General features: G+C 58.0%; 28 protein-coding genes. 13 read left to right on the top strand and 15 right to left on the bottom strand.

From position 1 onward, the window contains the following. Nucleotides 1-52 precede the first annotated feature (52 nt). The gene (locus tag RA28_RS03990; RefSeq protein ID WP_039523933.1) at nt 53-571 is read right to left on the bottom strand and encodes a YHS domain-containing (seleno)protein; all 519 of its coding nucleotides are present in this window, start codon (nt 569-571) and stop codon (nt 53-55) included. A gap of 245 nt (nt 572-816) precedes the next feature. Between RA28_RS03990 and yghU the strand changes: the two genes are divergently transcribed. Next, on the top strand, nt 817-1692 hold the full coding sequence (yghU, locus tag RA28_RS03985; protein WP_039523931.1) for a glutathione-dependent disulfide-bond oxidoreductase: 876 nt from the start codon (nt 817-819) through the stop codon (nt 1690-1692). A 13-nt stretch (nt 1693-1705) separates the two neighbouring features. Here yghU and RA28_RS03980 read toward each other — a convergent pair whose 3' ends face one another. Continuing rightward, nucleotides 1706-2494 carry an SseB family protein gene (locus tag RA28_RS03980; RefSeq protein WP_039523929.1) on the bottom strand — a complete coding sequence of 263 codons (789 nt, stop codon included), beginning with the start codon at nt 2492-2494 and terminating at the stop codon, nt 1706-1708. Further along, complete coding sequence (locus tag RA28_RS03975) at nt 2487-3074, bottom strand: uracil-DNA glycosylase family protein (RefSeq protein WP_039523927.1); 588 nt, start codon at nt 3072-3074, stop codon at nt 2487-2489. The genes RA28_RS03980 and RA28_RS03975 overlap by 8 nt, the downstream gene beginning before the upstream one ends. Before the next feature lie 201 nt (nt 3075-3275). Here RA28_RS03975 and RA28_RS03970 point away from each other — a divergent pair, with 201 nt between their 5' ends. The 4 genes from RA28_RS03970 to RA28_RS03955 are packed head-to-tail and all read left to right on the top strand — an operon-like array spanning nt 3276 to nt 7832. Then, nucleotides 3276-3935: an ABC transporter ATP-binding protein gene (locus RA28_RS03970; protein ID WP_039523924.1), complete on the top strand. Its 660-nt coding sequence runs from the start codon at nt 3276-3278 to the stop codon at nt 3933-3935. Next, nucleotides 3913-5481, top strand: coding sequence for a capsule biosynthesis protein (locus tag RA28_RS03965; protein ID WP_039523922.1), 1569 nt, complete (start codon nt 3913-3915; stop codon nt 5479-5481). The genes RA28_RS03970 and RA28_RS03965 overlap by 23 nt, the downstream gene beginning before the upstream one ends. 5 nt (nt 5482-5486) lie before the next feature. Next, the gene (gene kdsA, locus RA28_RS03960) at nt 5487-6320 is read left to right on the top strand and encodes a 3-deoxy-8-phosphooctulonate synthase (RefSeq protein ID WP_039523920.1); all 834 of its coding nucleotides are present in this window, start codon (nt 5487-5489) and stop codon (nt 6318-6320) included. Nucleotides 6321-6335: 15 nt separating this feature from the next. Continuing rightward, the gene (locus RA28_RS03955; RefSeq protein ID WP_039523919.1) at nt 6336-7832 is read left to right on the top strand and encodes a phosphomannomutase/phosphoglucomutase; all 1497 of its coding nucleotides are present in this window, start codon (nt 6336-6338) and stop codon (nt 7830-7832) included. A gap of 33 nt (nt 7833-7865) precedes the next feature. Here RA28_RS03955 and RA28_RS03950 read toward each other — a convergent pair whose 3' ends face one another. After that, nucleotides 7866-9818 carry an AsmA family protein gene (locus tag RA28_RS03950; RefSeq protein WP_039525716.1) on the bottom strand — a complete coding sequence of 651 codons (1953 nt, stop codon included), beginning with the start codon at nt 9816-9818 and terminating at the stop codon, nt 7866-7868. 97 nt (nt 9819-9915) lie between these two features. Between RA28_RS03950 and rimO the strand changes: the two genes are divergently transcribed. Continuing rightward, nucleotides 9916-11313, top strand: a complete 1398-nt coding sequence (rimO, locus tag RA28_RS03945) for a 30S ribosomal protein S12 methylthiotransferase RimO (protein ID WP_039523916.1) — start codon at nt 9916-9918, stop codon at nt 11311-11313. An 8-nt stretch (nt 11314-11321) separates the two neighbouring features. On the opposite strand, the gene RA28_RS03940 is transcribed toward rimO, so the two are convergent. Both RA28_RS03940 and RA28_RS22425 read right to left on the bottom strand, forming a co-directional pair. Then, complete coding sequence (locus RA28_RS03940) at nt 11322-11678, bottom strand: diacylglycerol kinase (protein ID WP_039523914.1); 357 nt, start codon at nt 11676-11678, stop codon at nt 11322-11324. 113 nt (nt 11679-11791) lie between these two features. Then, the gene (locus tag RA28_RS22425) at nt 11792-11980 is read right to left on the bottom strand and encodes a hypothetical protein (protein WP_082029713.1); all 189 of its coding nucleotides are present in this window, start codon (nt 11978-11980) and stop codon (nt 11792-11794) included. A gap of 229 nt (nt 11981-12209) precedes the next feature. Between RA28_RS22425 and RA28_RS22420 the strand changes: the two genes are divergently transcribed. Next, entirely contained in the window at nt 12210-12452 is a 243-nt protein-coding gene (locus RA28_RS22420) for a CDGSH iron-sulfur domain-containing protein (RefSeq protein ID WP_082029712.1), read from the top strand. A 128-nt stretch (nt 12453-12580) separates the two neighbouring features. On the opposite strand, the gene RA28_RS22415 is transcribed toward RA28_RS22420, so the two are convergent. The 3 genes from RA28_RS22415 to RA28_RS03920 all read right to left on the bottom strand — a co-directional run bounded on the left by RA28_RS22415 (nt 12581) and on the right by RA28_RS03920 (nt 13971). After that, nucleotides 12581-12832: a DUF6455 family protein gene (locus tag RA28_RS22415; protein WP_082029759.1), complete on the bottom strand. Its 252-nt coding sequence runs from the start codon at nt 12830-12832 to the stop codon at nt 12581-12583. A 69-nt stretch (nt 12833-12901) separates the two neighbouring features. Continuing rightward, a complete protein-coding gene (locus tag RA28_RS03925) occupies nt 12902-13270 on the bottom strand; it encodes a YigZ family protein (protein ID WP_039523906.1) in 369 nt (122 codons plus the stop codon). Continuing rightward, a complete protein-coding gene (locus RA28_RS03920; protein ID WP_039523904.1) occupies nt 13267-13971 on the bottom strand; it encodes a M48 family metallopeptidase in 705 nt (234 codons plus the stop codon). The genes RA28_RS03925 and RA28_RS03920 overlap by 4 nt, the downstream gene beginning before the upstream one ends. Nucleotides 13972-14092: 121 nt before the next feature. Here RA28_RS03920 and RA28_RS03915 point away from each other — a divergent pair, with 121 nt between their 5' ends. The 3 genes from RA28_RS03915 (at nt 14093) to RA28_RS03905 (ending at nt 15764) form a co-directional block, all read left to right on the top strand. Further along, nucleotides 14093-14341, top strand: coding sequence for a hypothetical protein (locus tag RA28_RS03915; RefSeq protein ID WP_039523901.1), 249 nt, complete (start codon nt 14093-14095; stop codon nt 14339-14341). A gap of 149 nt (nt 14342-14490) precedes the next feature. After that, nucleotides 14491-15069, top strand: a complete 579-nt coding sequence (locus RA28_RS03910; protein WP_039523899.1) for a nitroreductase family protein — start codon at nt 14491-14493, stop codon at nt 15067-15069. Beyond that, nucleotides 15066-15764, top strand: a complete 699-nt coding sequence (locus tag RA28_RS03905; protein ID WP_082029758.1) for an EI24 domain-containing protein — start codon at nt 15066-15068, stop codon at nt 15762-15764. The genes RA28_RS03910 and RA28_RS03905 overlap by 4 nt, the downstream gene beginning before the upstream one ends. A gap of 3 nt (nt 15765-15767) precedes the next feature. On the opposite strand, the gene RA28_RS03900 is transcribed toward RA28_RS03905, so the two are convergent. Together RA28_RS03900 and mce are read right to left on the bottom strand one after the other, a co-directional pair. After that, nucleotides 15768-16043: a DUF1467 family protein gene (locus RA28_RS03900; protein ID WP_039523893.1), complete on the bottom strand. Its 276-nt coding sequence runs from the start codon at nt 16041-16043 to the stop codon at nt 15768-15770. A 9-nt stretch (nt 16044-16052) separates the two neighbouring features. After that, a complete protein-coding gene (mce, locus tag RA28_RS03895) occupies nt 16053-16457 on the bottom strand; it encodes a methylmalonyl-CoA epimerase (protein WP_039523890.1) in 405 nt (134 codons plus the stop codon). Nucleotides 16458-16592: 135 nt separating this feature from the next. Between mce and RA28_RS03890 the strand changes: the two genes are divergently transcribed. Further along, a complete protein-coding gene (locus tag RA28_RS03890) occupies nt 16593-17309 on the top strand; it encodes a response regulator (RefSeq protein WP_039523888.1) in 717 nt (238 codons plus the stop codon). Between the two features lie 179 nt (nt 17310-17488). Here the strand turns inward: RA28_RS03890 and aspS are convergent, their stop codons facing one another. The 4 genes from aspS to RA28_RS03870 all read right to left on the bottom strand — a co-directional run bounded on the left by aspS (nt 17489) and on the right by RA28_RS03870 (nt 21741). Further along, complete coding sequence (gene aspS / locus RA28_RS03885; RefSeq protein WP_039525712.1) at nt 17489-19264, bottom strand: aspartate--tRNA ligase; 1776 nt, start codon at nt 19262-19264, stop codon at nt 17489-17491. A gap of 79 nt (nt 19265-19343) precedes the next feature. After that, entirely contained in the window at nt 19344-20015 is a 672-nt protein-coding gene (locus RA28_RS03880) for a CPBP family intramembrane glutamic endopeptidase (protein ID WP_052261263.1), read from the bottom strand. After that, nucleotides 20012-20659 (bottom strand): aminotransferase class IV family protein, encoded by a 648-nt coding sequence (locus tag RA28_RS03875; protein ID WP_039523886.1) that lies wholly within the window; start codon nt 20657-20659, stop codon nt 20012-20014. The genes RA28_RS03880 and RA28_RS03875 overlap by 4 nt, the downstream gene beginning before the upstream one ends. Continuing rightward, nucleotides 20614-21741, bottom strand: a complete 1128-nt coding sequence (locus RA28_RS03870) for an aminodeoxychorismate synthase component I (protein WP_039523883.1) — start codon at nt 21739-21741, stop codon at nt 20614-20616. The genes RA28_RS03875 and RA28_RS03870 overlap by 46 nt, the downstream gene beginning before the upstream one ends. Nucleotides 21742-21918: 177 nt before the next feature. Between RA28_RS03870 and carB the strand changes: the two genes are divergently transcribed. Together carB and RA28_RS22970 are read left to right on the top strand one after the other, a co-directional pair. Continuing rightward, nucleotides 21919-25263: a carbamoyl-phosphate synthase large subunit gene (gene carB, locus RA28_RS03865; protein WP_039523881.1), complete on the top strand. Its 3345-nt coding sequence runs from the start codon at nt 21919-21921 to the stop codon at nt 25261-25263. A 319-nt stretch (nt 25264-25582) separates the two neighbouring features. Then, entirely contained in the window at nt 25583-25789 is a 207-nt protein-coding gene (locus tag RA28_RS22970) for a hypothetical protein (protein WP_241481058.1), read from the top strand. Nucleotides 25790-25802 lie beyond the last annotated feature (13 nt).

Genomic DNA, 25802 nt, shown 5'->3' with positions numbered 1-25802 from the left:
AACGTGAAAGCCCGGCCTGCAAAAGGCCGGGCTTTGCTTGCATGGCGTCGCCTTAGTTGGTCAGCGGGCCTTCCGAGGTGAACTTCGGGATCACGCTGGTCGACGCGGCATCGCCTTCGATACCAGGCCAGTTGCCTTCGGCAAGGTTGATATTGCCGGGCACATCTTCTTCCCAGAAGCCAACGACCACGTCTGTGATGTTCAGATAAAGTTTGTCGTCAACAATACGCCACAGGTTCGGGTTCGCCGGAACCTTACCCCCCTTCGAGACGCCGTAAGCGCAGTGGCCATCATACTGGGGTGCGTAGAAAGCGGGGTTTGCAACAAATTTATCACGGTTTTCTTCCGTGGCGAAAGCCCAGGTCGCACCGTTATAGTCGGCGGTGATATCTGCGCGGCCACGTTCGGGGGCTGGCTGAGATTGTCCGACCGGGGATTGATCCAGATTGCGGTACGAGACCACATCATAGCCCGATACGGCAAAGCCGGTCCCGTCTACATATTGATCTCCGGCAAAAGCGGGGGCGGCAAAAGCCAAGGCGAAAGCGGCGGTCAGCGCAAAGCGTTTCATTTGGTAATCCTCTTGTCCTTACGGTTTCGGGGCGCCCGGTTTGCGGGTCTGTGCAGACAATAAGTGATTCTGGCCCGGCGCGAAGTGCCGCTCGCGCCCCTGTGACCACGGACGAGAAAACGTGAGTGCCAGGGGGTTGGATTGTTACAAAACCACCGCAAGATACGGGGTTGGACTTTACGGATTGCAATATTAGCTTTCAATTCGGCCGCCCATTGACCGGGCTCTGACAAGGAACGCATGAAATGAGCGATCAAACCACCTATACCCCTCCGAAGGTCTGGACATGGGACAGTGAGAGCGGCGGGCGTTTTGCCAATATCAACCGACCAATCGCGGGTGCAACGCACGACAAGGACCTGCCCGTCGGGCAGCATCCTTTTCAGCTTTATTCGCTGGCAACGCCAAACGGCGTAAAAGTAACGGTTATGCTTGAAGAACTTTTGGCGCTTGGTCACACCGAAGCTGAATACAATGCCTGGCTGATCAACATCGGCGAAGGCGATCAGTTCAGTTCGGGCTTTGTCGAAGCCAACCCAAACTCAAAAATACCCGCGCTTTGGGATCGGTCCGGGGACGAGCCCGTTCGCATTTTCGAGAGCGCCTCGATCCTGTTTCATCTGGCCGAAAAGTTTGGTGTTTTCTTGCCAGAGTCCGGGCCAGAGCGAACTGAAGTGATGAACTGGGTCTTCTGGCAGATGGGCAGCGCACCTTATTTGGGCGGCGGTTTTGGTCATTTCTACGCATACGCGCCGGAAAAGTGGCAATACCCAATTGACCGTTTTGCGATGGAGGCCAAACGACAACTGCACGTCCTTGACCACGAGTTGGAAAACAAAACCTACATTGCCGGAGACGAATACACGATTGCCGATATGGCCATCTGGCCGTGGTACGGACAGCTGGTTCTTGGTCGCCTGTATGATGCGGCAGAATTTCTGGATGTCGACTCCTATAAGAACGTCCTGCGCTGGGCCAAGGCCATCGACGCCCGGCCTGCGGTGCAGCGTGGCCGCATGGTGAACCGCGCCTTCGGTGAACCGCACACGCAATTGCACGAACGCCATGATGCCGGCGATTTCGAAACCAAGACGCAGGACAAGCTGGAACCGGCAGACTAAACGAGCGCCCTGGCTATTTCAGGATTGGGGGCCGCGCAGGATCACGTCCTGGGGCGGCCCTTTCTTTCGCCGGTGCTTGCGGTTGGGGCAGATCGAACCGCAGACCAACCCGCGATAAGGCAGCCGCCGCAGGCTCATCAGCTTCAAAAAACCCAACGTCCAGCGCACCCGCTTCGATCCCGGAAAATGTCAGCGCCTCGGACACAGCCCGCGCCAGGGCAGGCTTTGCGCCTTCAACGGCAGAAACGAAACCCAACAGGTGCCCTTGCCCCCCGGTCTTTGTTTGCGTGCCGACCAAATAGGCAGTTGCGGCCAGCCCTGCGGCGGTTGCAAGTTTCGTATCCAAAGCTTGCAGCAGGTTTTCTGGCAAGTCTGACGGTGGCAAAAACGCCGACAATTCCTGCCGCACCTCTTCCGGCCCGTGCTGCAACGTCTCGGCCAGCCACCCCAACGCTTCGGCAGGCAACAACATGGAAGAAGGCGCGACATCCAGATTCAGCCCCAAGCCAATCCCCTGCCCCGACAGCATTGATGACAGCACGCGGCCTGACAGTGCAATGTACGGCACCGGTTGTCCGGAAAACTGCGCCAAGCGTTCTTCGCGGTCGAAAACCAGAACAAATCGTCCATCTGCCACCTCGAACAACTCGGGCGAGATGTTTTCGCCTTGCGCCTCTTCGGTCAGCATCAAAAACAGCTCGGAATCCGCCAGACGTTCAAAGAAACGCAAACGGGCGGCATCGTCCTGCGGGGCGGCATCCATCGCCGCATGTGCCAAATCCAAGGCGGTTGTCTCAGTCATTCAGCACCTCTTGCACCCTGGCCCTTAGAACCGGCAGCAATTCGGCCTCGAACCAGGGGTTTTTCTTCAGCCAAGCCGTATTGCGCCAGGACGGATGAGGCAAGGCAAAGACGTGTGGCGCATGGTCCCGCCAGCTACGCACGGTGTCCGTCACGGAAAACTTGCTTCCGAGGTGATAGGCAAAAGCGTGGCCGCCGACCAGTACGGTCAGCGGAACATCCCCGAGTTCTGCCATAACCCTGTCGTGCCACGTTTGTCGGCAAATGGCAGGTGGCGGCAAGTCGGCCTTGCGATCGTTGTAGCCCGGAAAGCAAAAACCCATTGGCACGATCGAAACAACCGAGAGGTCGTAAAACACGCTCTCGTTAATTCCCAACCAGGCGCGAAGCCGGTCCCCGGACGGATCAGTAAAAGGCTTGCCGGTCTCATGTACACGCGCGCCCGGTGCTTGCCCCGCGATCAGAATACGCGCACCGGGCCTGTACCAGACAACGGGGCGCGGTTGATGCGCCGTTGCCGTTCGGGCAAACCGATCCGCGCAGATCCGGCAGGCTTTGATGTCGTTGATCAGTTCGGACATATCACAATCATCACCACGCAGTGTTCGCGCGAAGATATGGCACGGGATTGCGCGCTCCAAGGCACCACAACATCACACTTGGCTGACCATGTCTTGATGCGCATTGATCATTTGTTTCATGTTTCGACATAATGTAGCCAACATGGAACGTTAAACCTCGCCATTTAAAAACGATGCAGAGCAACGCAATACAGGCCCCGGATGCTGGAATTTGAGAATGTCAGCAAATCATTTTGGACTGGAAGCAGCCGCAAGGTGATTCTGGACCGGGTCTCGTTTCGGGTCGAACTTGGAACGTCACTGGGTGTTCTGGCACCAAACGGCACCGGCAAGACAACTCTTATCAACATGATGGCAGGGCTGGAAAAACCGGATGAGGGCGTCATTCGCCGGGATTGCCGCGTGTCTTTTCCGATGGGCTTTACAGGGGGTGTGGCCAAGCGCCTGTCCGCACTGGAAAATGCACGCTACATCGCAAACATCTACGGCATGGACCCCGATTATGTCGAAGCCTACTGTAAATGGCTGTGCAATCTGGGTGAGTATTTCGACCAACCGCTTGGAACATATTCTGCCGGGATGCGGGGTCGGTTTACCTTTGCGCTGATGTTGGCGCTGGATTTCGACATGTACCTGATCGACGAAGGCATGCCATCGACGACCGACGTCGAGTTCAACAAAAAGGCCGGCGACATCCTGCAGGAACGGTTGCGCACAACGACATTGGTCATCGTGTCCCACAGTCCGTCGATCCTGGAAAAATTTGCGCGTCAGGCGGCGGTCTTGCTGGACGGGCAATTGTATATGTTTGATTCCTTGGAAGAGGCTAAGCAGCTTTATGACTACGAAACCCAAGGCTAGAAAATACAACCCCAGCCGTTCGCCCAGTGGCGAAGGCACGCCAGAGGCGCGCGCAGATGCGATTGCACGGATCAGGCGTGCAACCCAAGGTCAGGAAGAGGTCCAAGCGCCCGAACCCGCCACGGACATCGACGCAATCAAGCGCGAAGGGCTGACCGGTCGGCAATTGCGCGTGGCGCGGCGTCTGGCGCAAAAGAACGGGTTGCCGGCAACCTCCGACTATGACGCGGTGCGCCTGCTGCGGCAAAAAGGAATCGATCCGTTTCAGCGTGCGAACTTGCTGGACCTTGCGGCCAATGATCAACCCAAATCCGGCTCGTCGACCGTAAAGGTGCAACTGCCTCAAATGGCGGGGGAGGCGCAAAATACCCTGCCTGGCCCGGAATTGACGCCAAGCCAACGCCGGGATTACGAGATCGGGCAGATCCAGAAAGACATCGCGCGGCGGCGCAAACGCAAACTGTTTGCCATGTTCGCGCGGCTGGCCGTTTTTGTTTTTTTGCCAACCCTTCTGGTTGGATACTATTTCTACCGCGTGGCCACGCCGATGTATGCCAGTTCTTCGGCGTTCTCGATTCTTCAAGCGGACGGGGCGGCTGGCGCAATTGGCGGGTTTCTGTCTGGAACTCAATACGCAACCGCGCAGGATTCGGTGGCCAGCCAAGAGTTTCTGGAATCGAAGGATGCGCTTGAACGGTTGAACCGGGACACCGGCTTTGAGGATGTATTCAAACAGCCATGGATCGACCCGATCCAACGACTGTCGCCGGATGCGACGCTGGAAGAGGCCTATAAGCTATACAAAAAGGTCGTCACCATCGGATATGACCCTGCGGACGGAATTGTTCGCATGGAAGTAGCAACGCCAGATCCCGAATACTCGGTCGAGATCTCGCGACGTCTGATTCAATATGCGGAAGAGACGATCAACAACCTGTCGGAACTAAAACGCGATGATCAGATGCGCGAGGCCTTGAATAGCTTTGAAAACGCTCAGGAAGCGCGTCGACAGGCGCAAGAAGACCTGATCGAGCTGCAATTGCAGGGCTCGATCCTGGACCCCGAAAGCGTGATCGCCGGGCTGCGTGCGCGCATCAATCAATTCGAAATCGAACTTCAGGACAAAGAACTGCAACTTGCAGCGCTCTTGGACAATCTTCGGCCCAATCAGGCCAAAGTGGATGGCGTTCGCGCTGACATCGAACGCCTCGAGACGGTTCTGGCCGAATTGAACGCCGAAATGCTGGATGTATCCGCCGGTGAAAACTCGCTGGCGCGGCTGAACGTTCGGATACAGATGGCGCAGGCAGACCTCGCATCGCGGGACATGATGCTTCAGTCGGCCTTGCAGCAGGTGGAAACGACGCGGACCGAAGCGAACCGAAAGGTCCGTTACCTCACTGTGTCGGTCAACCCCGTCGCAAGTCAGGAACCCACATATCCGCGCAAGTTCGAAAATACGATTTTGGCATTCCTCTTGTTTGCTGGTATCTACCTGATGATCTCGCTTACCGCGTCGGTCCTTCGTGAACAGGTATCCTCGTAAGAATCATGAAACATGTAAAAATCGCCGACATCACCGTCGGTAACGACCTTCCTCTGACCATCATTGCCGGTCCGTGCCAACTTGAATCCGCAGACCACGCGCAAATGATCGCGGGTACGATGAAAGAAGCCTGCGAGGCTGCTGGCGCGCAATACGTTTTCAAAGCCTCTTATGACAAGGCCAACCGCACGTCGTTGTCAGGCAAGCGCGGTATGGGAATTGATGCGGGCCTAAAGGTTCTGGACGATATCCGTGCAACGATGGGCATTCCTGCGTTGACGGACGTCCACACGGAAGCGCAATGCGCAATTGCCGCCGAAGCGGTGGACATCCTGCAGATACCAGCCTTCCTGTGCCGGCAAACGGATATGCTGTTGGCGGCCGGCAAAACCGGAAATGCCGTGAACGTGAAAAAAGGTCAGTTTCTGGCTCCGTGGGAGATGCCGAACATCGTCACCAAGATCGAAAGTACGGGCAATCAGAATATCCTTCTGACAGAACGCGGGACCTCTTTTGGATACAACACGCTGGTGGCGGACATGCGATCTTTGCCGCAGATGGCAAAAACCGGATATCCGGTTGTCATGGATGCGACCCATTCCGTTCAACAGCCGGGCGGGCAAGGCGGATCATCGGGCGGCCAGCGCGAGTTTGCGCCAGTCATGGCGCGGGCAGCTGTTGCATTGGGGGTTGGCGCGGTGTTCATCGAAACGCATCAGGACCCCGACAACGCACCGTCCGACGGGCCAAACATGGTTTACCTGGACCAGATGCCCAAGCTGGTCGAAATGTTGATGCGTTTTGACGCGCTGGCAAAAGCCAACCCTGTTCAAATTTAAAGATCGAGATTTTGCATGGCCAAACCTGATCCTGTGGTGACCCCAAACACCTGGAGCTTTCTGCGCGATCCCATGATCAAACCGACCGGGTTTCGCGAATACGACGCCCGTTGGAAATACCCGGACGAAATCAACCTGCCCGGCATGACCGCGTTGGGATTGGGTCTTGGCACCCAGATGCACCGGCGCGGGCTGGAACCGGTAATCGCCGTTGCGAACGATTACCGAGACTATTCTCTTTCGATAAAAAACGCCCTGATGCTTGGCCTGATGCAGGCCGGAATTCAGGTCAAGGACATTGGTCCCGCGCTCAGCCCCATGGCATATTTTGCGCAATTTCACCTGGATGTTCCCGCCGTGGCGATGGTCACGGCCAGCCACAACCCGAATGGGTGGACCGGCGTGAAAATGGGCTTTGATCGTCCTCTGACCCATGGTCCGGATGAAATGTCAGAACTGCGCGACATCGTTCTGAATGGGGATGGCGTAACCCGCGACGGTGGCACGTACGAGTTTGTTGATGGGGTCAGGGAGGCGTATATCGACGATCTGGTCGGCGATTTCAGAATGACCCGATCACTCAAGGTCGTTTGTGCTACGGGCAACGGCACCGCCTCGGCCTTTGCACCGGAAATATTCGAGCGTCTGGGCGTCGAAGTTGTGCCCAGCCACAACCGGCTGGACTATACCTTCCCGAACTACAATCCGAACCCGGAAGCCATGGAAATGTTGCACGACATGGCGGAAACCGTGAAATCCAGCGGCGCTGATCTGGCGCTTGGTTTTGATGGCGACGGCGACCGCTGCGGCGTTGTGGATGACGAAGGCGAAGAGATATTTGCGGACAAAGTCGGTGTCATCATGGCGCGCGATCTGGCCAAACTCTATCCCGGCGCAACATTTGTCGCGGATGTAAAATCCACCGGATTGTTTGCCAGCGACCCCGAACTTCAGGCGCAAGGCATCAAGGCCGATTACTGGAAAACAGGCCACAGCCACATGAAGCGGCGCGTCAAAGAAATCGGTGCTCTGGCCGGTTTCGAAAAGTCCGGCCACTATTTCCTCGCCGACCCCATTGGGCGGGGGTACGACTGCGGAATGCGCGTTGCGGTGGAAATCTGCAAGCTGATGGACCGGAACCCGGATCAAAGCATGTCGGACCTGCGAAAAGCGCTGCCCAAGACCTGGTCTACCCCAACAATGTCGCCTTACGCATCGGACACCGAAAAGTATGACATCCTGCAGCGCCTCGTCGAAAAGCTGGTCGCCAAGGCAGATGCCGGAGAACCCTTTGCCGGTCGCGCCATCAAAGAGGTTGTCACGGTGAATGGCGCGAGGGTCATACTGGATAACGGAAGTTGGGGTTTGGTACGCGCGTCCTCTAACACGCCCAACCTTGTCGTTGTTTGCGAGAGCAGTGACGGCGAGCAGGAAATGCGCAATATTTTTGCCGAAATAGATGCCGTTATCCGGACGGAACCCGGTGTTGGCGAATACGACCAGACCATCTGAGCAATTCGAGGCGTCAAAAAAGGAAGACGGAATTCAGTCGCCCCCAAATAGCTTCAGAAGGCCCTTCTTCGCTTCGTCTTCGAGCTTGTTCTTCAGCGCGTCCTCTATTTGGCCGCTGTCCGTGATGGATGTGTCCAACTCATCTCCGACCTTGTCCAGAACCTTTTGCTTGGCGTCATCTTCAAGCTCTTTCACCTTGCCCTCGGCTGCGGCCTCGATCACTTTGGTCAAGTCCGGCTTGATGGACGGATCGCTCCACGACCCTTTTATTCGTACGGGCACCGAAATGCCTTCACCGGAATTTGCCCGTAAGGCGACTGGCGTGAACAAATAATCGATATCGCGCGCGCCGATTCCAACGCGCCCTTTGCCATCGGCGCGGAAGTTGTTCAGCTGCATCAGCAGATCATCGTTTTGCAAATCACCGTTGGCCATCGTGAAGCTTGCAGTCAGGCTGTTGAACACCGTGGTCCCACCGGACCCGTTGCCGCGCCCCATCAATCTGTCCAGATCAAAGCCAGAGATCACCCCCTTGCCCACCTTGATATCGCCTTTACCGCTAAGGGATCGCATGATCTGATCTTCGCTCTGGCCCACCCCGAGAAACTGCAAGGACCCCGATGCGGTTCCGGAAAGACGTTTTATATCGGCAAGTGTGACCAACGCTTCCTTCAGGTCGATATCCGTGGCCTTCAGGTCCCCGCCAACAGAGAAACCATTGCGGTTATTGGCCACGACCTGACCATTCAACTGACCCGAGAACAGGGTCGCTGGATGCATCTTCAGAACGGCCCGCGACCGATCCAGGCTGAGCGTCAAGTCACTTTTGCCAAGTGTCATGCCCGGCACCGCGATTGAATTGGCCTGCAACCGGATCGACGCATTGGCCAGCGACAACGCTGAGGCATCAATCGGATCCTTGGACCATCCATCAGACGAACCGGTACCGGAAGAGCCGCTTCCTCCGTTACTTTCGTCATCGACAACTTGGGACAGGTCAAGGTCCCTCGTGCTGACCCGTGCGGTCACTTGCGGCGGGTCTGCGATCACAATGTCGGCCTCGCCCGTCAGGCGGTTGTCGTCCAGTTGCGCAACCATTTCGCGCAAGGACACGCGGCCTTCGCGTGTATACGTCATCTGGCCGTCAACCTTGGCAACGCGTCCCAACCCTTTTGGCACCGTGACACCAGCTTGCCCAAAGGCCGCGAGCATTTTGTGGGTGTCCTTGGCGGTGACCGTCATCTTCCCGTCCATCTCACCCGCAAGGTTGACCCGACCGTCAAAACCGATCTCGCCGCCCGGAGCCAACAGGTTAACCTGCAAAGGCGTCACAGCGCCCGATGAAAAGGCTGGAAGGTCCGGGATCGTCATGTCGACCTGCACAGTCCCCCCCGGAGCCGGCATCTGGGCCTGCACATCCAAAGGAGAGGTGGCATCTGGCCAGCTGGCAAACAAGTCAACTTCGAGGAAATCCATACTCGTTGCGCCGTTTTCGATGTAGATCAGCCGCGCGTCCGACAGTTCCAGCCGATCCAGCGTCACCGGTTTGCTCTCAACCGTTTGGGATGCACCATCGCTCGACGACGATTGTGGCGCGGTGTTGTGCGTACCGAGAACCCAGTTCCCGCGCCCGTCCGAAACCTCCAGCCGTAGAACTGGTTTTTCGGCGATAACCCGCTTGATCCGCATTTCGCCGGCCAGCAGTGCGGCCGCATCCACGCCAACCGACAGGCTTTGCGCACTCAGCATGGGCTCGGGCCCGGCCCACGGCGCATTGCCAAAGGTAACAGGCCCTGTCTCCATCCCCAGAACCGGCCAGAACGACAAGCTGACGTCGCCCGACAACGTCAGATCACGACCGGTCTGGGCCTTGACCTGTTCAGCCAGAATTGAACCAAGCTTGTCTGCCGGCATCAGCAGCAAGGCGCCGATGACCAGCCCAAAAGCCGCAACAAGGATGAATAGGAGTCTGATCAGCCACTTCATGTCCGCCACCTGCCTTCTCGGCTTGTCTGCTCGTGTTCAGAGTCCACCCGGCGCGCAACATTTGCAAGGGGAAGCTTTCCCCACTATATGCCGCGCCATGAGTACGAACCCGCCAAACCTCCGCCCGGACCTTGCGCCTGCAGCCCGGATCACCGATGCGCCACGCCGTGGGCAACCGACCCTGGGAATGGTGTCGCTGGGTTGCCCCAAAGCATTGGTCGATAGTGAGCGCATTCTCACGCGCCTGCGCGCTGAAGGCTACGGTATATCACCGGACTATGCAGGGGCGGATGCCGTGATCGTGAACACCTGCGGGTTCTTGGACAGCGCCAAGGCTGAATCCCTGGAAGCCATTGGCGAAGCATTGGTGGAGAATGGAAAGGTCATTGTGACCGGCTGTCTGGGCGCCGAGCCGGATTATATCCGCGAGCATCACCCCCGCATTCTGGCTGTGACAGGACCGCATCAATATGAACAGGTACTGGACGCCGTTCACTCGGCGGTGCCGCCGGACCCTGACCCGTTCGTTGATCTTCTTCCGGCCTCTGGCGTGAAACTGACACCGCGCCACTACAGCTATCTGAAAATCTCGGAGGGCTGCAATCACAAGTGCAAATTCTGCATCATCCCTGACATGCGCGGCAAACTGGCTAGTCGACCTGCCCATGCTGTGCTGCGCGAAGCGGAAAAGCTGGTGGACAACGGGGTCCGTGAACTCTTGGTGATTTCACAGGACACCTCGGCTTATGGTCTGGATCGCAGATACGACCTCAACCCCTGGAAAGACCGCGACGTGCGCAGTCACATCACGGACTTGGCACGGGAGTTGGGCAAGTTCGACGCCTGGGTTCGGCTGCACTACGTCTATCCCTATCCGCACGTCCGCGAGTTGATACCTCTGATGGCGGATGCCGGTTGCAACGTTCTTCCTTATCTGGACATTCCATTTCAGCACGCCCACCCTGATGTTCTGAAACGTATGGCCCGTCCCGCCGCAGCGGCCAAGACGCTGGACGAAATCTCTGCATGGCGTGACATTTGTCCTGACATCACACTGCGTTCGACCTTTATCGTCGGCTATCCGGGCGAGACCGAAGCCGAGTTTCAAACTCTGCTGGATTGGATGGATGAGGCACAATTGGATCGCGTCGGCTGTTTTCAGTACGAAAACGTGGACGGTGCCCGATCAAACGACCTGCCGGATCATGTTGCGCCCGAGGTGAAGCAGAACCGCTGGGAACGCTTCATGGAAAAGGCACAGGCCATTTCTGAGGCCAAACTGGCGGCCAAAGTCGGCCAAACTCTTCAGGTCATCGTCGATGATGTCGATGCCGAGGCGGCAACCTGCCGCACCAAATCCGATGCGCCGGAAATCGATGGCAACCTGTTTATCGACGAAGGTTTCGACGGGCTGAACCCGGGCGATATCGTGACAGTCGAGGTGGATGAGGCCGGGGAATACGACCTGTGGGGCCGACGGGTCAGCAACGTTTAGGCGATGGGTCAGATCAGGCTGATCAATGCCCCGACCCATGCTACTCCGGCGGCGATCGCGGTCAATGCAACTGCTGCACTTGCGGCATCTTTCGCCTGACCGGCCAAGGGGTGTTGATCCGTCGAAGTGTGATCAACCGCGCGCTCGATCGCTGTGTTAAACAGCTCGGCCACCAAGACCAGAACACCCAGAACAATGATCAAAACTCTGGCGCTTCCACTCAGCGGCAACCAGATCGCCAATGCAAGCGAGATCGCATTTGCCCATACCCAGGCCCGGAACGAATATTCTTCCCGGTAGGTGTCAGCCAGTCCCTGCCAACTCCAGACGGTGCGGTCGCGCAGACGGACAAAGAAATTGCGCATTCAGCACCTCGGTGTTTCCGGTTCGTGGGGCGGCGAAGAAAAAACCGCCCATCGGGCGGCTTTTCCTGTCTGGCGAATGCAGGCGCCCCGCAACAGGAGCGCCTGCGAAACCTTTACTGTGTGACCGGGTTACAAACTGTCTGGCCAGCTTCTGTCGTGGCCAGGTCATAACCAGCCGGGCAGCTTGGCGTGCCGTATTTGTCGTATTCAGGGGTGATAAAAACCGGGGTCGGCTCTTCCTGCTGCGAGCAAGCGGTCAGTACAAATGCCGTGGCACAGATAGCAGCGAGTTTGAGTTTCATGTCCGTCAGTCCTCTATTACTTTTCTGATATTGCCCAGTTTTTCGGGGCCGCGATCAGGATAGGCGCAAGAAGACGCTCTGGCAACAGCGTTGATCACGAGGTCGTGATTACTGGCGAAAGCACGCTGTATCGGCAATTGGACCGGTCAAAGCGGACGTGAAACGCTACCAATTTTTAGGCATCGCCTTAGGCTCTGCTACTGACATCAGCCAAAGACGGAGTAGCCACATGTCACAAGCCCCGGTGATTGCCCAGAAAACCCCATATCCTGTCGAAGTTGTCGAAGGTAAGTCCTATTTCTGGTGTGCGTGCGGAAAATCCAAACGACAGCCGTTTTGCGACGGTTCCCACAAAGACACCGGGTTTGAGCCCGTGAAATACACAGCTGACGCCACCAAGAAAGTCTTCTTTTGTGGCTGCAAACACTGCGGAAATCCGCCACTCTGCGACGGTAGCCACGCCAAGCTCTGAGCCTGCCCAGCCGGTTCTGCCCTGTTTCATCGCCTGCAAATTTGGCCCGTTCAGATTCGGTCTGAAGCTGGCGGAAGGCTGCCTGGGCTGGTTGATGTAGCCGAAAATGGGGGCACGAATCTCTGGCTTTAGGGACGTAGCCTGTTCAGTAAATCCCGGTTTCTGCAATACTCCGGCGCGTTCCGAGGCGGGCTGGGTTGCCCCAGAAGGGATTCACAATGGCCCGGATTGGCACACTTCGTGCATCGCAACACAGCCTCGGAAATGTCATCAATCTCGAGTGCCCCGGCAATCGCGGCCTCCTGCAAATCGACACCAAGATTCTGCGCCATCAGATCGACAAGACCGGCGTGGTGCTTCAGTTTTTTAAGGTCAGGCATCCGAGGTCCTTTCCGTGTCGCCATGGGCGAAACGGTACCGGGGCAAAAGCCGCGCGCCTTTGATTTAGGTCAAAGCCCAGTCTCCAAGTGGTCCAGATAATCCCGCGTCGCGTCCTGAACACGTCGAAACCTGTCACCGCCCAGCTTCTTGCCGCCGTACCAACGCGTCACGATGATCACGTGGTTGGAAATCCCCGCCCGTTCCATCATCCTTAGAATGACCATGCCCGCGCCCGACTCGCCATCGTCCGCCTTGAGCGCGCCGGTCGGCAAAACCGCCGCCCAGGTGTTGTGGGTTGCCTTGGCATAAGACTTATCGGACTTCAGGTCAGCCAACAACGCGTCGACGTCCTTGCGGCTGCTGACAATTCCACCTGAAACCGCGTATCTTGACCCCCGGTCGGTCAGAACAACACCCAATCGGGTCAAATCGCTCATCGCGTCAAACCCAGCTCGGACGCAGTTTGAAGAACGGCCTGTACCCGTTCGGCATTGGGCGGATGCGATGCAAGGAACCGGTCGCCGGGATCAGGGATCCGCTGAAAGAACTCGGCCCCGACCAATGGGTTGTATCCGGCAGAGTTGGTGATGACGGTGCCAAGTTGGTCCGCTTCCAACTCAAACGCCCGGGAATAATACTGTGCCCCGACTTCGGCCCCAATTTCCTGCGCGCGTTCCACTCCGGCTGCGTCCTCGCCCTGCTTTCGGGCCAGATCACCGAAAATGCGGGCACCCTCCTTCGCGTTTTCGGCCTGACGGGCAATATGCCCCAAAACATGATGCGCGGCTTCATGCCCCATGACAAACGCCATCTCATCAGGGTTCTGCGTGGACAGGATCATCGACTGGGTGAAGATGATCAGCGGTCGACCGTTTTCATCAAGGGTTTGAAACGCGTTGGCAGGCGCACGCGGATCGAGATCGACCAGAATGACAAAATCGCAGTTCACCGCGCGGGTGCGCCGTTTGCATTCTGCACGAGACGCGTCACCCACCGCAGTACTGACCTGCTTGAAGGCCGGCGCAACAGCGCGCAGGTCTGGCGACGTCGGGGCCCAGTTGGCCGCCGGAATAACGACGACAGACGAGCTGTCACACGCCGCCAGAAACAGAACCAGCATCAGGGCGAGACGGCGCATTCCATATCCTTTCCATCAGTCTTGCCGGCAGGCAACCATAGCGCGGCAATCATTGCTGGGCCACCTCGGAATTGCCCGAGAACGGGTTGCAATTAGCTGCGCTGCCCTGCACTGTGGTGGCATGTTTTCGATTGAGCATGAATTCGACGCGACGGTTATCACGTTGGTGGACGAAGGCCCCAAGCCTTTGCAAGAGGACATTGTTATCAACAGCTTTGCCGAGTGTGTGACGTTGGAACAATTGGACCCGAGATCCGACAAGATACAAAAGATAACCCTGTCACCAGAACAAATCCGCGATCTTGCAGCGGCACTGGACCTGCCCGAAGGCGTCTACCAGATTCGGGAATCCGACCGTCAGGACTCGTAGGCGCGCCACCGGCTCCTGCCCGAACTGCGACCATATCCCCGTCTTGGCGATTGCGATTGATTTTGTACTGCCAATCCATTCAGTTCGCCCTTGAAAACTGCCCGTCCAGGGACGAGATAGAACTCGGCCCATGTGAAGAGAGTTAACATATGTCCCTCAAAAACCCCGCAGCACTGGAATTTCTGCTGGCGCGCCGTTCGCGACCGGCAAAGACATTGGTTGGCCCTGCCCCGTCGCGTAAGGAACTGTTGCCCCTGTTGACCGCCGCTGCGCGCAGCCCGGATCATGGAAAGCTGGAGCCGTGGCGCTTTATCGTACTCGAAAAAGGGGCGATGCCACGACTGGCGGATTTGACCGAAGAACGCGCCCGGGTTTTGGGCAAGACCGAAGAAGAAATTACCAAAGCACGCAGTCAGTTCGATTTGGGGCAACTGGCCGTTGCCGTTATCGAAGTCCAAAAGACATCGGAAAAAGTGCCCGCGATCGAACAGACCTATTCCGCTGGGGCCGTCTGTCTTGCGCTGTTGAACGCCGCGCTGGCGGCAGGCTGGGGCGCAAATTGGTTGTCGGGCTGGCAATCGCACGATCGGGAATTCTGTGAACAGGCGCTGGGTCTTGATGAGAATGAGCGTGTGGCGGGTTTCATCTACATCGCGACGGAAAAGGTGGCCCCGCCGGAACGCCCAAGGCCTGATGTTGCGTCGCTGACGCAATGGGTTTCGGAATGACCGTACTCAACGCGTTTTTCGCGGCCCTCGGCCAGATTGGTGATCCCAGATTTCGGTCGGTTCTGCTGCGCGGCGTGGGCCTGACTGTGATCCTGCTGATTTTGACCTGCGCGGGCGCGATCTGGCTGATCAACGCTTTGTCAGGGACTGAAATCTCGTTACCTTTCGTCGGACCAGTTCCCTGGCTCAACGATGTGTTGAATTACTCCGGCATATTCCTCGTTTTGATCTTGCCCGTTTTTCTGATGGTTCCAGTGGCTTCGGCCATAACATCTTTGTTTCTGGACGAGGTCGCGCAGGCAGTCGAAGACAAGCATTATCCAAGCTTGCCACAAGTGCCACCCGTCCCGTTTGCAGACGCGTTGTGGGACTCGCTGAGTTTTCTTGGCGTGTTGATCGTCGCCAACCTTCTGGCGTTGATCCTGTATGTCATCTTCACGCCGCTGGCACCCTTCATTTTCTGGGCCATGAACGGGTTTTTGCTGGGGCGGGAATACTTCACCCTTGCAGCGATGCGGCGGTTAGGGCGTGCGGGTGCGCGAAAACTGCGGGCAAAACATGCCACGACGATCTGGGTCGCGGGTACGCTCATGGCTATTCCGCTGTCGGTGCCACTTGTTAACCTTGTGATCCCGATCCTGGGTGCCGCCACGTTCACCCATATCTATCACAATCTGTCGGGCGACAGGCCTTGATGACTAAACACGCGGTTCAAGCTGGTTGAGCCAATCAAAATCACGCACCGAGATCAGACCCGAAATGATGACTCCGGCGATGATCGCCCACAGAACGAATGAAATTCCTGTGGTTATCCAGAGCTTTTTCTTCATGTGATGCACTTCCGGGGCGCCTGCATGGGTTCCGGGAACAATGTCGCCCAGATCTCCCTGCGTTTTGATCCGCACGGGCAAGACAACCAGTAGCGTCAGAAACCAGATAACGGCGAACAGGACCAGAGCGGCAGTTATCGTCATTGCGGGGCCTCAGACCTGTTCCAATTCAACGAGGCAACCGTTGAAGTCCTTGGGATGCAGAAACAGAACCGGCTTACCGTGCGCGCCGATTTTGGGCTCGCCGGAACCAAGAACGCGCGCTCCGGTTTCCTTCAGGTGATCCCGCGCGGCGATAATGTCCTCGACTTCATAGCAGACATGGTGAATGCCACCCGCCGGGTTCTTTTCCAAAAATCCGTTGATCGGACTGTCGTCGCCCAGCGGGTACAACAATTCGATCTTGGTGTTCGGCAATTCAATGAAAACGACTGTCACGCCATGATCGGGTTCGTCCTGTGGCGCACCAACCTTGGCGCCCAGCGCGCTGCGGTATTGGGCCGATGCGGCCTCGAGGTCCGGGACGGCAATGGCGACGTGGTTCAGACGACCGATCATAAAAAGCTCCTGCGTTCTGCGTTGCAGCGGTTATGGGGGCTGTCCGATCAAAGGGCAAGTGCGCCAAATTGCCCGTTAACCCGGTGTTAGCCAGGAGTTCCTAGCCTAAAGCTCATGCTGATTAGGAGTTCTGCCATGGACGATTCGGGACCATTCGCCCCTTATCCTTCGCCCACAAGACTGCGCCCGCTGCTGGGTCAGACGATCCTTGTTGTCGAGGACAGCCGCTACGCCTGCGATGCAATCCGACTGATGTGTCTGCATAGCGGTGCCCGGATCAGGCGGGCGGACTGCCTGACATCGGCCCGGCGGCATCTTCAAATTTATCGACCGTCGGTTATCATTGTGGACATGGGCTTGCCCGACGGCTCTGGTGCGGATTTGATCGCCGAACTGACGCAAGAGGTGCCAAGAATCGACGCCATTTTGGGCCTGTCCGGCGATGACGGGGCCGAGGCTCTGGCATTCAATGCCGGTGCCGATGGGTTTCTGGCCAAACCAATGACATCCTTGGCCTATTTTCAGTCGACCATACTGCAACTATTGCCCGAAGACCGGCGGCCAAGCGGTTTGGAAGCTGTGCAAGATGATACCGTTCATCCAGACCCGATGGCGTATCAGGACGATATGGCCCACATCGCCGATGTGCTGGCAGGTCCCACGGATCAACGAACGCTGGATTACGTAGTCCAATTCCTGAGCGGCGTGGCACGCGATGCAGAGGACACCGTTCTGGCAGAAGCTGCACGGCAATTGGCGACATCGCGGGAGCAGGGCGCACCGGTCACCGCGCAAGCCGCCAGAGTCGCCGGTTTGGTGCAGTTCCGCCTACAGCAGCAGGAGGCGATCTGACATGGAAATTGCCTACTTCATTACTGCGTCGCTGCTTTGCATTTGGATGTATCTGCGGACGCGACGCACGGCCAGGAAAATTCGGACAAGCCGCCGAAAAAGCGGCGCATATCTGGTTTCCAAATAGCGCCGCCCCGGTCTGTTCATCAAACGACCGCCCGCGCCGGGGCGGTCCGCGTTTATTCCTGAGGGATCAGCCTGAGCCCCAGTTCCATCAACTGATCCGAAGTCGGGTCAGAGGGCGCGTCCATCATCAGATCCTCGGCGCGTTGGTTCATCGGGAACATCATGACCTCGCGGATGTTCGCCTCATCGGCCAGCAGCATCACGATCCGGTCGATCCCTGCAGCACAGCCCCCATGCGGCGGCGCGCCATAATGGAACGCATTGAAGAGCGCCCCAAAGCGGGACTTCACCTCATCCTCGCCATAACCGGCGAGTTCGAAGGCCTTGAGCATGATCTCGGGTTTGTGGTTCCGGATCGCGCCCGAGACCAGCTCATACCCGTTACAGGCAAGGTCATACTGGTAACCGCGCACGTCGAGCGGATTGCCGTTCAGCGCCTCCATCCCACCTTGCGGCATTGAAAACGGGTTGTGCTCAAAATCAATCGCGCCTGTCTCTTCATCCTGCTCATAGATCGGGAAATCCACGATCCAGGCAAAGGCAAACCGGTCTTTCTCGGTGAGGCCCAGTTCTTCGCCAATGACGTCACGCGCTTTACCCGCAACCTTTTCAAAGGCCTTCGGCTTGCCGCCGAGGAAGAACGCCGCGTCACCGACGCCCAGACCCAGCTGCTGCCGGATCGCCTCGGTCCGTTCGGGTCCGATATTCTTGGCGAGCGGTCCTGCGGCCTCCATCCCCTCACCCTGATCGCGCCAGAAGATGTAGCCCATCCCCGGCAAACCCTCTTTTTGGGCGAATGCATTCATCCGGTCGCAGAACTTGCGGCTGCCGCCAGACGGCGCCGGGATGGCGCGAATTTCGGTACCTTCCTGCTCCAGCAGCTTCGCGAAAATCGCGAAGCCAGACCCGCGAAAGTGGTCCGAGACCACTTGCATTTTAAGTGGGTTCCGCAGGTCGGGCTTGTCGGTGCCGTACCAAAGCGCCGCGTCCTTGTAGGAAATCTGCGGCCACTCCTGATCCACCTTGCGGCCACCGCCGAACTCTTCGAACACGCCAGTCAGAACGGGCTGGATCGTGTCGAAAACGTCCTGCTGTTCGACAAAGGACATCTCAAGGTCCAGCTGATAGAAATCGGTGGGCGAGCGGTCGGCCCGTGGGTCTTCATCACGGAAGCACGGCGCGATCTGGAAATATTTGTCAAAGCCCGACATCATGATCAGCTGTTTGAACTGCTGCGGGGCCTGCGGCAACGCGTAGAACTTGCCCGGATGCAGGCGCGAGGGCACGAGGAAGTCGCGCGCGCCTTCGGGGGACGAGGCCGTGATGATCGGCGTTTGGTACTCGCGGAACCCCTGATCCCACATACGCTTGCGCATTGAGGCCACAACGTCCGAGCGCAGGGTCATGTTGCGCTGCATCACCTCGCGGCGCAGATCAAGGTAGCGATAGCGCAGGCGCGTTTCCTCGGGATACTCCTGATCGCCGAAGACCATCAGCGGCAGTTCCTCGGCAGCGCCCAGAACCTCAAGCTCGCGCACGTAAACCTCGATTTCGCCGGTCGGCAGCTTCGGGTTCACCAACTCAGGGTCACGCGCCTTGACGGTGCCGTCGATACGAATGCACCATTCCGAGCGGACCTTCTCCAACTCGGCAAAAGCCGCGCTGTCGCCATCGCACAGAACCTGTGTCACGCCAAAGTGGTCGCGCAGGTCGATGAACAGCACGCCGCCGTGATCTCGGACCCGATGCACCCAGCCGGACAGGCGGACGGTTTCACCGACATTGGCGGCGGTCAGAGCGGCGCAGGTGTGGCTGCGGTAGGCGTGCATGGATGTTATCCCTTCGGGCGCAGAATTCGTCGCGCCGATACACCCCGTCGCGCCGGGAAAGTCAAGGCAGGTCGCGCCGTCAGAACGGCCTTTGCACATTGCCCGAGTAGAAATAGACACCCAGCCCGGCAGCGAAGATGATATTCCCCGCAATCGCGTGCAGCAAAACGGCGTAAAAGAACGACCCGCGTTTGCGATAGGCCCACGAAAACAACAGCCCGCCGCCAAAGGTCATGACCGCGACGATCCAGCTCCAATACATCAGATGGGCCAGTGAAAAGAGCGCGGCGTTCAGCAGATAGGCCGCCCGGCCGCTTGGCAGGATTGCCTGATAACGGCGGAAATACAGAGAGCGGAACAACAATTCTTGCGGCAATGCAGACGCCAGAGGGTAGCCGACCCAGATGAAGGCCAGCAATTCCGGTCGGTGGATAAGCAGGGAAAACGCTGCGCCGGGTCGGGTGATCAAAACCAATGCCGTGCAGAAACCCGCCATCAGAACGGTAAAAACGACAAGCTCCAACCACGACCAGTTACGCCAGTTGTACCGCAGTTCAGCCCATGCAAATCCGGGCGTGAAGTGCAGCAGCGCGATACCGATTGCCGTAAACGTGAACAGCGACGGGAACATCCAATCGGGTGGGAACAAGACGGCGATCAGGATTGGGACAGCAACGAAGAACAGCCCAAACTCCAGCCTCAACCACTGTTGGTTTGGTGCGGACAGTGACCATTCGCTGTTTGCTTTCAATGTTCTACAAGCTCCACCCGGATCAACCCACGCAGGGAGTTCCCCATTCGAACAGTTTGTGCATTTCGCAAATCGGTCAAGGTCAGTGTTGCCTCGGTGACCTTTTTGGTCTCCAAAAGCTCCTCTCGCAAAATTCCGGGCAACAGCCCACTGGCGAGATCCGGCGTCAGGCGACGTCCATCCGGCATATCGAGAAAGAGATTTGTGATTGTCCCCTCGCAAAGTTCTTCACGATCATTCAGAAACACCAACTCATCCACGCCCTGCGGCAAAGAGGCCCGCGCAACGTCATAAACAGCGCGGCGTGTTGTCTTGTGCTGCAACCAGATATCCGAAGCCTCAAGCCGAACGTCCGATATTGCGATGCGCCACAAATCGGGGGTTGGGCCCAACGCCCCGGTTGTCAGATCAAATCGGCCAGCCGCATCAAGTGTCAGTCGGCAGCGCAGGGGCGCGTCTCCGTTGGCGGTCATCAAGGCCTTATCGGCTGCGTGCGTATCAAACGGAACGCCAAAAGCGCTTGCTGACCGTGCCATCCGGGCCAGATGGCGGTTCTTGCGGACAAAACCCTGTTCTGGCCGGAACGCGAGCGTTTCGATCAGGCGGAAATCAGGCTCAGATGGTGCGCGAAGCGGGCTTTCCATAGAGCCTCCTCATATTCCGAATGGGCGGTGCTGTCCCAAACGACGCCGCCGCCCACGTTCAGGGTCGCGCTGTCGCCTTCGACCATCAGGGTTCGGATCGCGACATTGAACTCGGATCGCCCGTCCGGCGCGGCCCAGCCGATGGTGCCACAATAGATGTCGCGCGGCCACGGCTCCAATTCAGACAGAATCTCCATCGCACGAATTTTCGGCGCGCCGGTGATTGAGCCACAGGGGAACAACGCGGTCAGGATATCGGACAATCCGACGCCCAGATGCAGTTGCGCCTGCACCAGGGAAACCATCTGATGCACGGTGGCATAGGTCTCAACCTTGAAAAGTTCCGGCACACGCACCGATCCGGCAAGGGCCACGCGGCTGATGTCATTGCGCAGCAGGTCAACGATCATCAGGTTTTCAGCACGGTTCTTTGCGTCCGAAGCAAGAAAACTGCGCAACCTGGCGTCTTCGTCGGGATCTTCGCTGCGCGGCTGTGTTCCCTTCATCGGGCGCGTTTCGATGCCGCCATCCGCATCGGTGCGAAAGAACAGCTCGGGCGAACGGCTGAGCAGGTCCGGCAACCCATCCTGCTGCACCAGCGCACCGTGCCCGACAGGTTGGCCCGCGGCCAATGTGGCATAAAGCGCGGCGCTGTCACCGGAGACCGTCAGATCAATCGGAAATGTCAGGTTGGCCTGATAGATATCGCCCGCGCCGATCGCCTCGTGGACAGAGCGAAACGCAGCTTCGTACCGCGCTTCATCCCAACGCGGCTGAAAACCCGTCACCTCACCAAGGTCTTTGGACAGCCCAACCCGATCCGGCGCGTCATAGACGCCAAAGCACAGCAGCGGCAAACGCCGACCATCGGGCAACCGCTTGGCCAGGCGCGGCTCAAGCACGTAGCCCGATTCATAGCTGGCATAGCCCGCCAACCATGACCCGTCCGCCCGCGCCGCATCCAGCGCCGCCAGAGCCTGGGGCACCTCATCCGCGCGGTCGGCGCGAATAATCCGGGACGGGCGGTCAAACCGGGTTCCGCGCCCGGCAGGCCCCTGATCAAAACGAATACGCAATTGCATCCTCATAAGCCGTGCTGCGCGATATAGAGAATACGCCACCAAGGGAAAGGGGGGAAAGCGGCAATTTCGCCTCTGTTTCCGATACCACTTGCACCTTTTCGCGCGGTCCCTATAACGCAGGACAATTTGGGCGCTGGGGCGGTGCCCTGACTCGCGGACAATCGAAGGAACAAGGCCATGCCGAGAAGAACCGACATCCAGTCGATCATGATCATCGGGGCAGGCCCCATCGTTATCGGCCAGGCATGCGAGTTCGACTATTCCGGCGCACAAGCGTGTAAGGCGCTGCGGGAAGAAGGATACCGGGTCATTCTGGTGAACTCGAACCCTGCAACGATCATGACCGATCCCGGTCTGGCCGATGCGACCTATATCGAACCCATCACGCCCGAGGTTGTCGCGAAGATCATCGAAAAGGAACGCCCCGACGCCTTGCTGCCCACAATGGGCGGTCAGACCGGGCTGAACACTTCTCTGGCGCTGGAAGAGATGGGTGTTTTGGACAAGTTCGGGGTCGAGATGATCGGTGCCAAGCGTGATGCAATCGAAATGGCCGAAGACCGCAAGCTGTTTCGCGAGGCGATGGACCGGCTGGGTATCGAAAACCCCAAGGCCGAGATTGTAACGGCACCAAAGGACGACCAGGACCGAAAGGATTTGGATGCGGGCGTGGCGCTGGCGCTCGAAACCCTTGAAACAGTGGGTCTGCCCGCGATCATTCGCCCTGCATTCACGCTTGGCGGCACAGGCGGCGGTGTTGCCTATAACCGCGAAGATTATATCCATATTTGCCGCTCGGGTATGGATGCCTCGCCCGTGGGTCAGATCCTGATCGACGAGAGCCTGTTGGGCTGGAAAGAATACGAGATGGAAGTGGTCCGCGACACTGCGGATAACGCCATCATTGTCTGCTCGATCGAGAACGTGGATCCAATGGGCGTGCACACAGGGGATTCGATCACTGTGGCCCCAGCCCTGACGCTGACCGACAAGGAATACCAAGTCATGCGCAATCACTCGATTGCGGTACTGCGTGAGATTGGTGTCGAAACCGGAGGGTCGAACGTACAGTGGGCGATCAATCCCGACGATGGCCGGATGGTCGTCATCGAGATGAACCCACGCGTGTCGCGGTCGTCCGCGCTGGCGTCCAAGGCGACCGGATTCCCGATTGCCAAGATCGCGGCCAAACTGGCGGTGGGCTACACGCTGGACGAATTGGACAATGACATTACCAAAGTCACACCGGCCTCGTTCGAGCCGACGATTGACTATGTCGTCACCAAGATCCCGAAGTTCGCGTTCGAGAAATTCCCGGGCAGCGAACCCTATCTGACCACCGCGATGAAATCGGTGGGTGAGGCCATGTCCATCGGCCGGACTATCCACGAATCCATGCAGAAGGCGCTCGCCTCGATGGAATCGGGTCTGACCGGGTTCGACGAAATCGAAATCCCCGGGCTGAACGTGGGCGTCTGGGAAGAGGCCGACGACAAGGCCACAGTCACCAAAGCCATCAGCCAACAGACGCCGGATCGCTTGCGCACTATCGCGCAGGCAATGCGCCACGGGTTGAGCGATGACGAGATTTTTGGTGTCACCAAATTCGACCCGTGGTTCCTTGCCCGTATCCGCGAAATCGTCGACGCAGAACGCACGGTGCGCAAAGAGGGTCTGCCCGTTACTGAAGATGGTATTCGCAGACTGAAAATGCTGGGCTTTACCGATGCGCGTCTGGGAAACCTGACGGGTCGGGAAGAAAGCAACATTCGCCGCGCGCGCCGAAATCTGGGTGTGAATGCGGTGTTCAAACGCATCGACACCTGCGCGGCAGAGTTCGAAGCGCAGACGCCCTATATGTACTCGACCTACGAAGCCCCGATGATGGGTGAGGTCGAATGCGAAGCGCGCCCATCTGACCGCAAAAAGGTCGTCATTCTCGGCGGCGGCCCGAACCGGATCGGTCAGGGGATCGAGTTCGACTATTGCTGCTGCCACGCCTGTTTCGCACTGACCGACGCGGGGTACGAGACCATCATGGTTAACTGCAACCCCGAGACGGTATCGACCGACTACGACACCTCGGACCGTCTGTATTTTGAGCCACTGACCTTCGAACACGTGATGGAAATCCTGACCAAAGAGCAGGAAAACGGAACATTGCACGGTGTGATCGTTCAGTTTGGTGGCCAAACCCCGCTGAAACTGGCGAATGCGCTTGAGGCCGAGGGCATCCCGATCCTTGGCACCACCCCGGACGCCATTGATTTGGCCGAAGACCGTGAGCGTTTCCAGGCGCTGGTCAACGAACTGGGTCTGAAGCAGCCCAAGAACGGCATCGCCTCGACCGACACACAAGCGTTGGAAATCGCGGAAGAGATCGGCTTCCCGCTGGTGATCCGCCCCTCTTACGTTCTGGGCGGGCGTGCGATGGAAATCGTGCGCGATATGGATCAGTTGAAACGCTATATCAACGAGGCCGTGGTGGTCTCGGGCGACAGCCCGGTTCTGCTCGACAGCTATCTGGCCGGTGCGGTGGAACTGGACGTGGATGCGCTGTGTGACGGCACCGACGTGCATGTTGCCGGCATCATGCAGCATATCGAAGAGGCTGGCGTTCATTCGGGTGACTCCGCCTGTTCGCTGCCGCCTTATTCGCTGTCCAAAGAGACAATCGACCAGATCAAGGATCAAACGTTTAAACTGGCCAAGGCACTGAACGTTGTCGGCCTGATGAATGTGCAGTTCGCGATCAAGGACGACGAGATTTACCTGATCGAAGTGAACCCGCGCGCCTCGCGCACTGTACCCTTCGTCGCAAAAGCCACCGACAGCGCGATTGCCTCGATCGCGGCTCGCCTGATGGCTGGTGAAAAATTGTCGGACTTCCCGATGCGCCCTGCCTACAAGACAGTGGACGACACAAAGATCGCCGACCAAATGACACTGGTTGACCCGGATATGCCGTGGTTCTCGGTGAAGGAAGCAGTTCTGCCTTTTGCGCGATTCCCCGGTGTGGATACCATTCTGGGCCCCGAAATGCGTTCGACCGGAGAGGTTATGGGTTGGGACCGCAACTTCCCCCGCGCCTTCCTGAAGGCACAGATGGGTGCCGGGATGGTTTTGCCCCATACCGGGTGCGCGTTCATCTCGATCAAGGACGCGGACAAAGGTCCTGCAATGCTTGAGGCGGCCAAGGTTCTGGTCGATCAGGGCTTCACTCTGGTCGCGACGCGCGGCACCCAAAGCTGGCTGGATGCGCACGACGTGCCGTGCGGGGTGGTCAACAAGGTGTACGAAGGCCGCCCTGATGTCACCGACCTGATGAAGGATGGCGGCGTCCAGTTGGTCATGAACTCGACCGAAGGCGCACAAGCGGTCGAGGATAGCCGCTCGATCCGTTCCATCGCGCTTTTTGACCGTATCCCCTACTATACAACAGCCGCCGCGAGTCATGCGGCTGCGCTGGCCATCAAGGCGCAGACCGAAGGCGATGTTGAGGTGAAATCCCTGCAAGGATGACGCCAAGGAACGCAAAATAACGGCAAATTCGACCCCGGACCATCCGGGGTCTTTTTTGTTTAACTTCGACGATTTGCACCCCATGCTTGGGTCGACTGGTTGTTCGAGGTGCGCTTTGGAACTTTTTACGACTGTAGGAACCAACAATCTGCAACGTGCGATCCGGTTTTATGACGCGATCTTTTCCGTGCTTGGTCAGCCTCGCCTGCCGGGTTGGTCAGAAACCTGGGCCGGATGGGGAAGCAAGCCGGACCAAGGAACAGGTTTCTGGATATGCCAGCCTTTCAACGCGGCCCCGGCATCCGTTGGGAACGGGACAATGATCGCATTTCCCGTTGAGAGCGGAGATCTGGTTCGTCGGTTTCACGCGGCTGGTTTGGAAAACGGCGGAAGTGACGAAGGCGAACCCGGAATTCGGGACAGGTATGAACCCGACTTTTACGTCTGTTATTTGCGCGACCCGGACGGCAACAAGATTTCATGCTTTTGTTATCATTACGATCCGGAACAGGATCAGGGCGGCTGAAACAGCCGCCCCG

Origin of the sequence: Ruegeria sp. ANG-S4 (assembly GCF_000814005.1) — a bacterium.
Lineage (GTDB): Bacteria > Pseudomonadota > Alphaproteobacteria > Rhodobacterales > Rhodobacteraceae > Ruegeria.
Note: the sequence above shows the minus strand (reverse complement) of the source record. Positions and strands in the feature narration are given on the sequence as shown.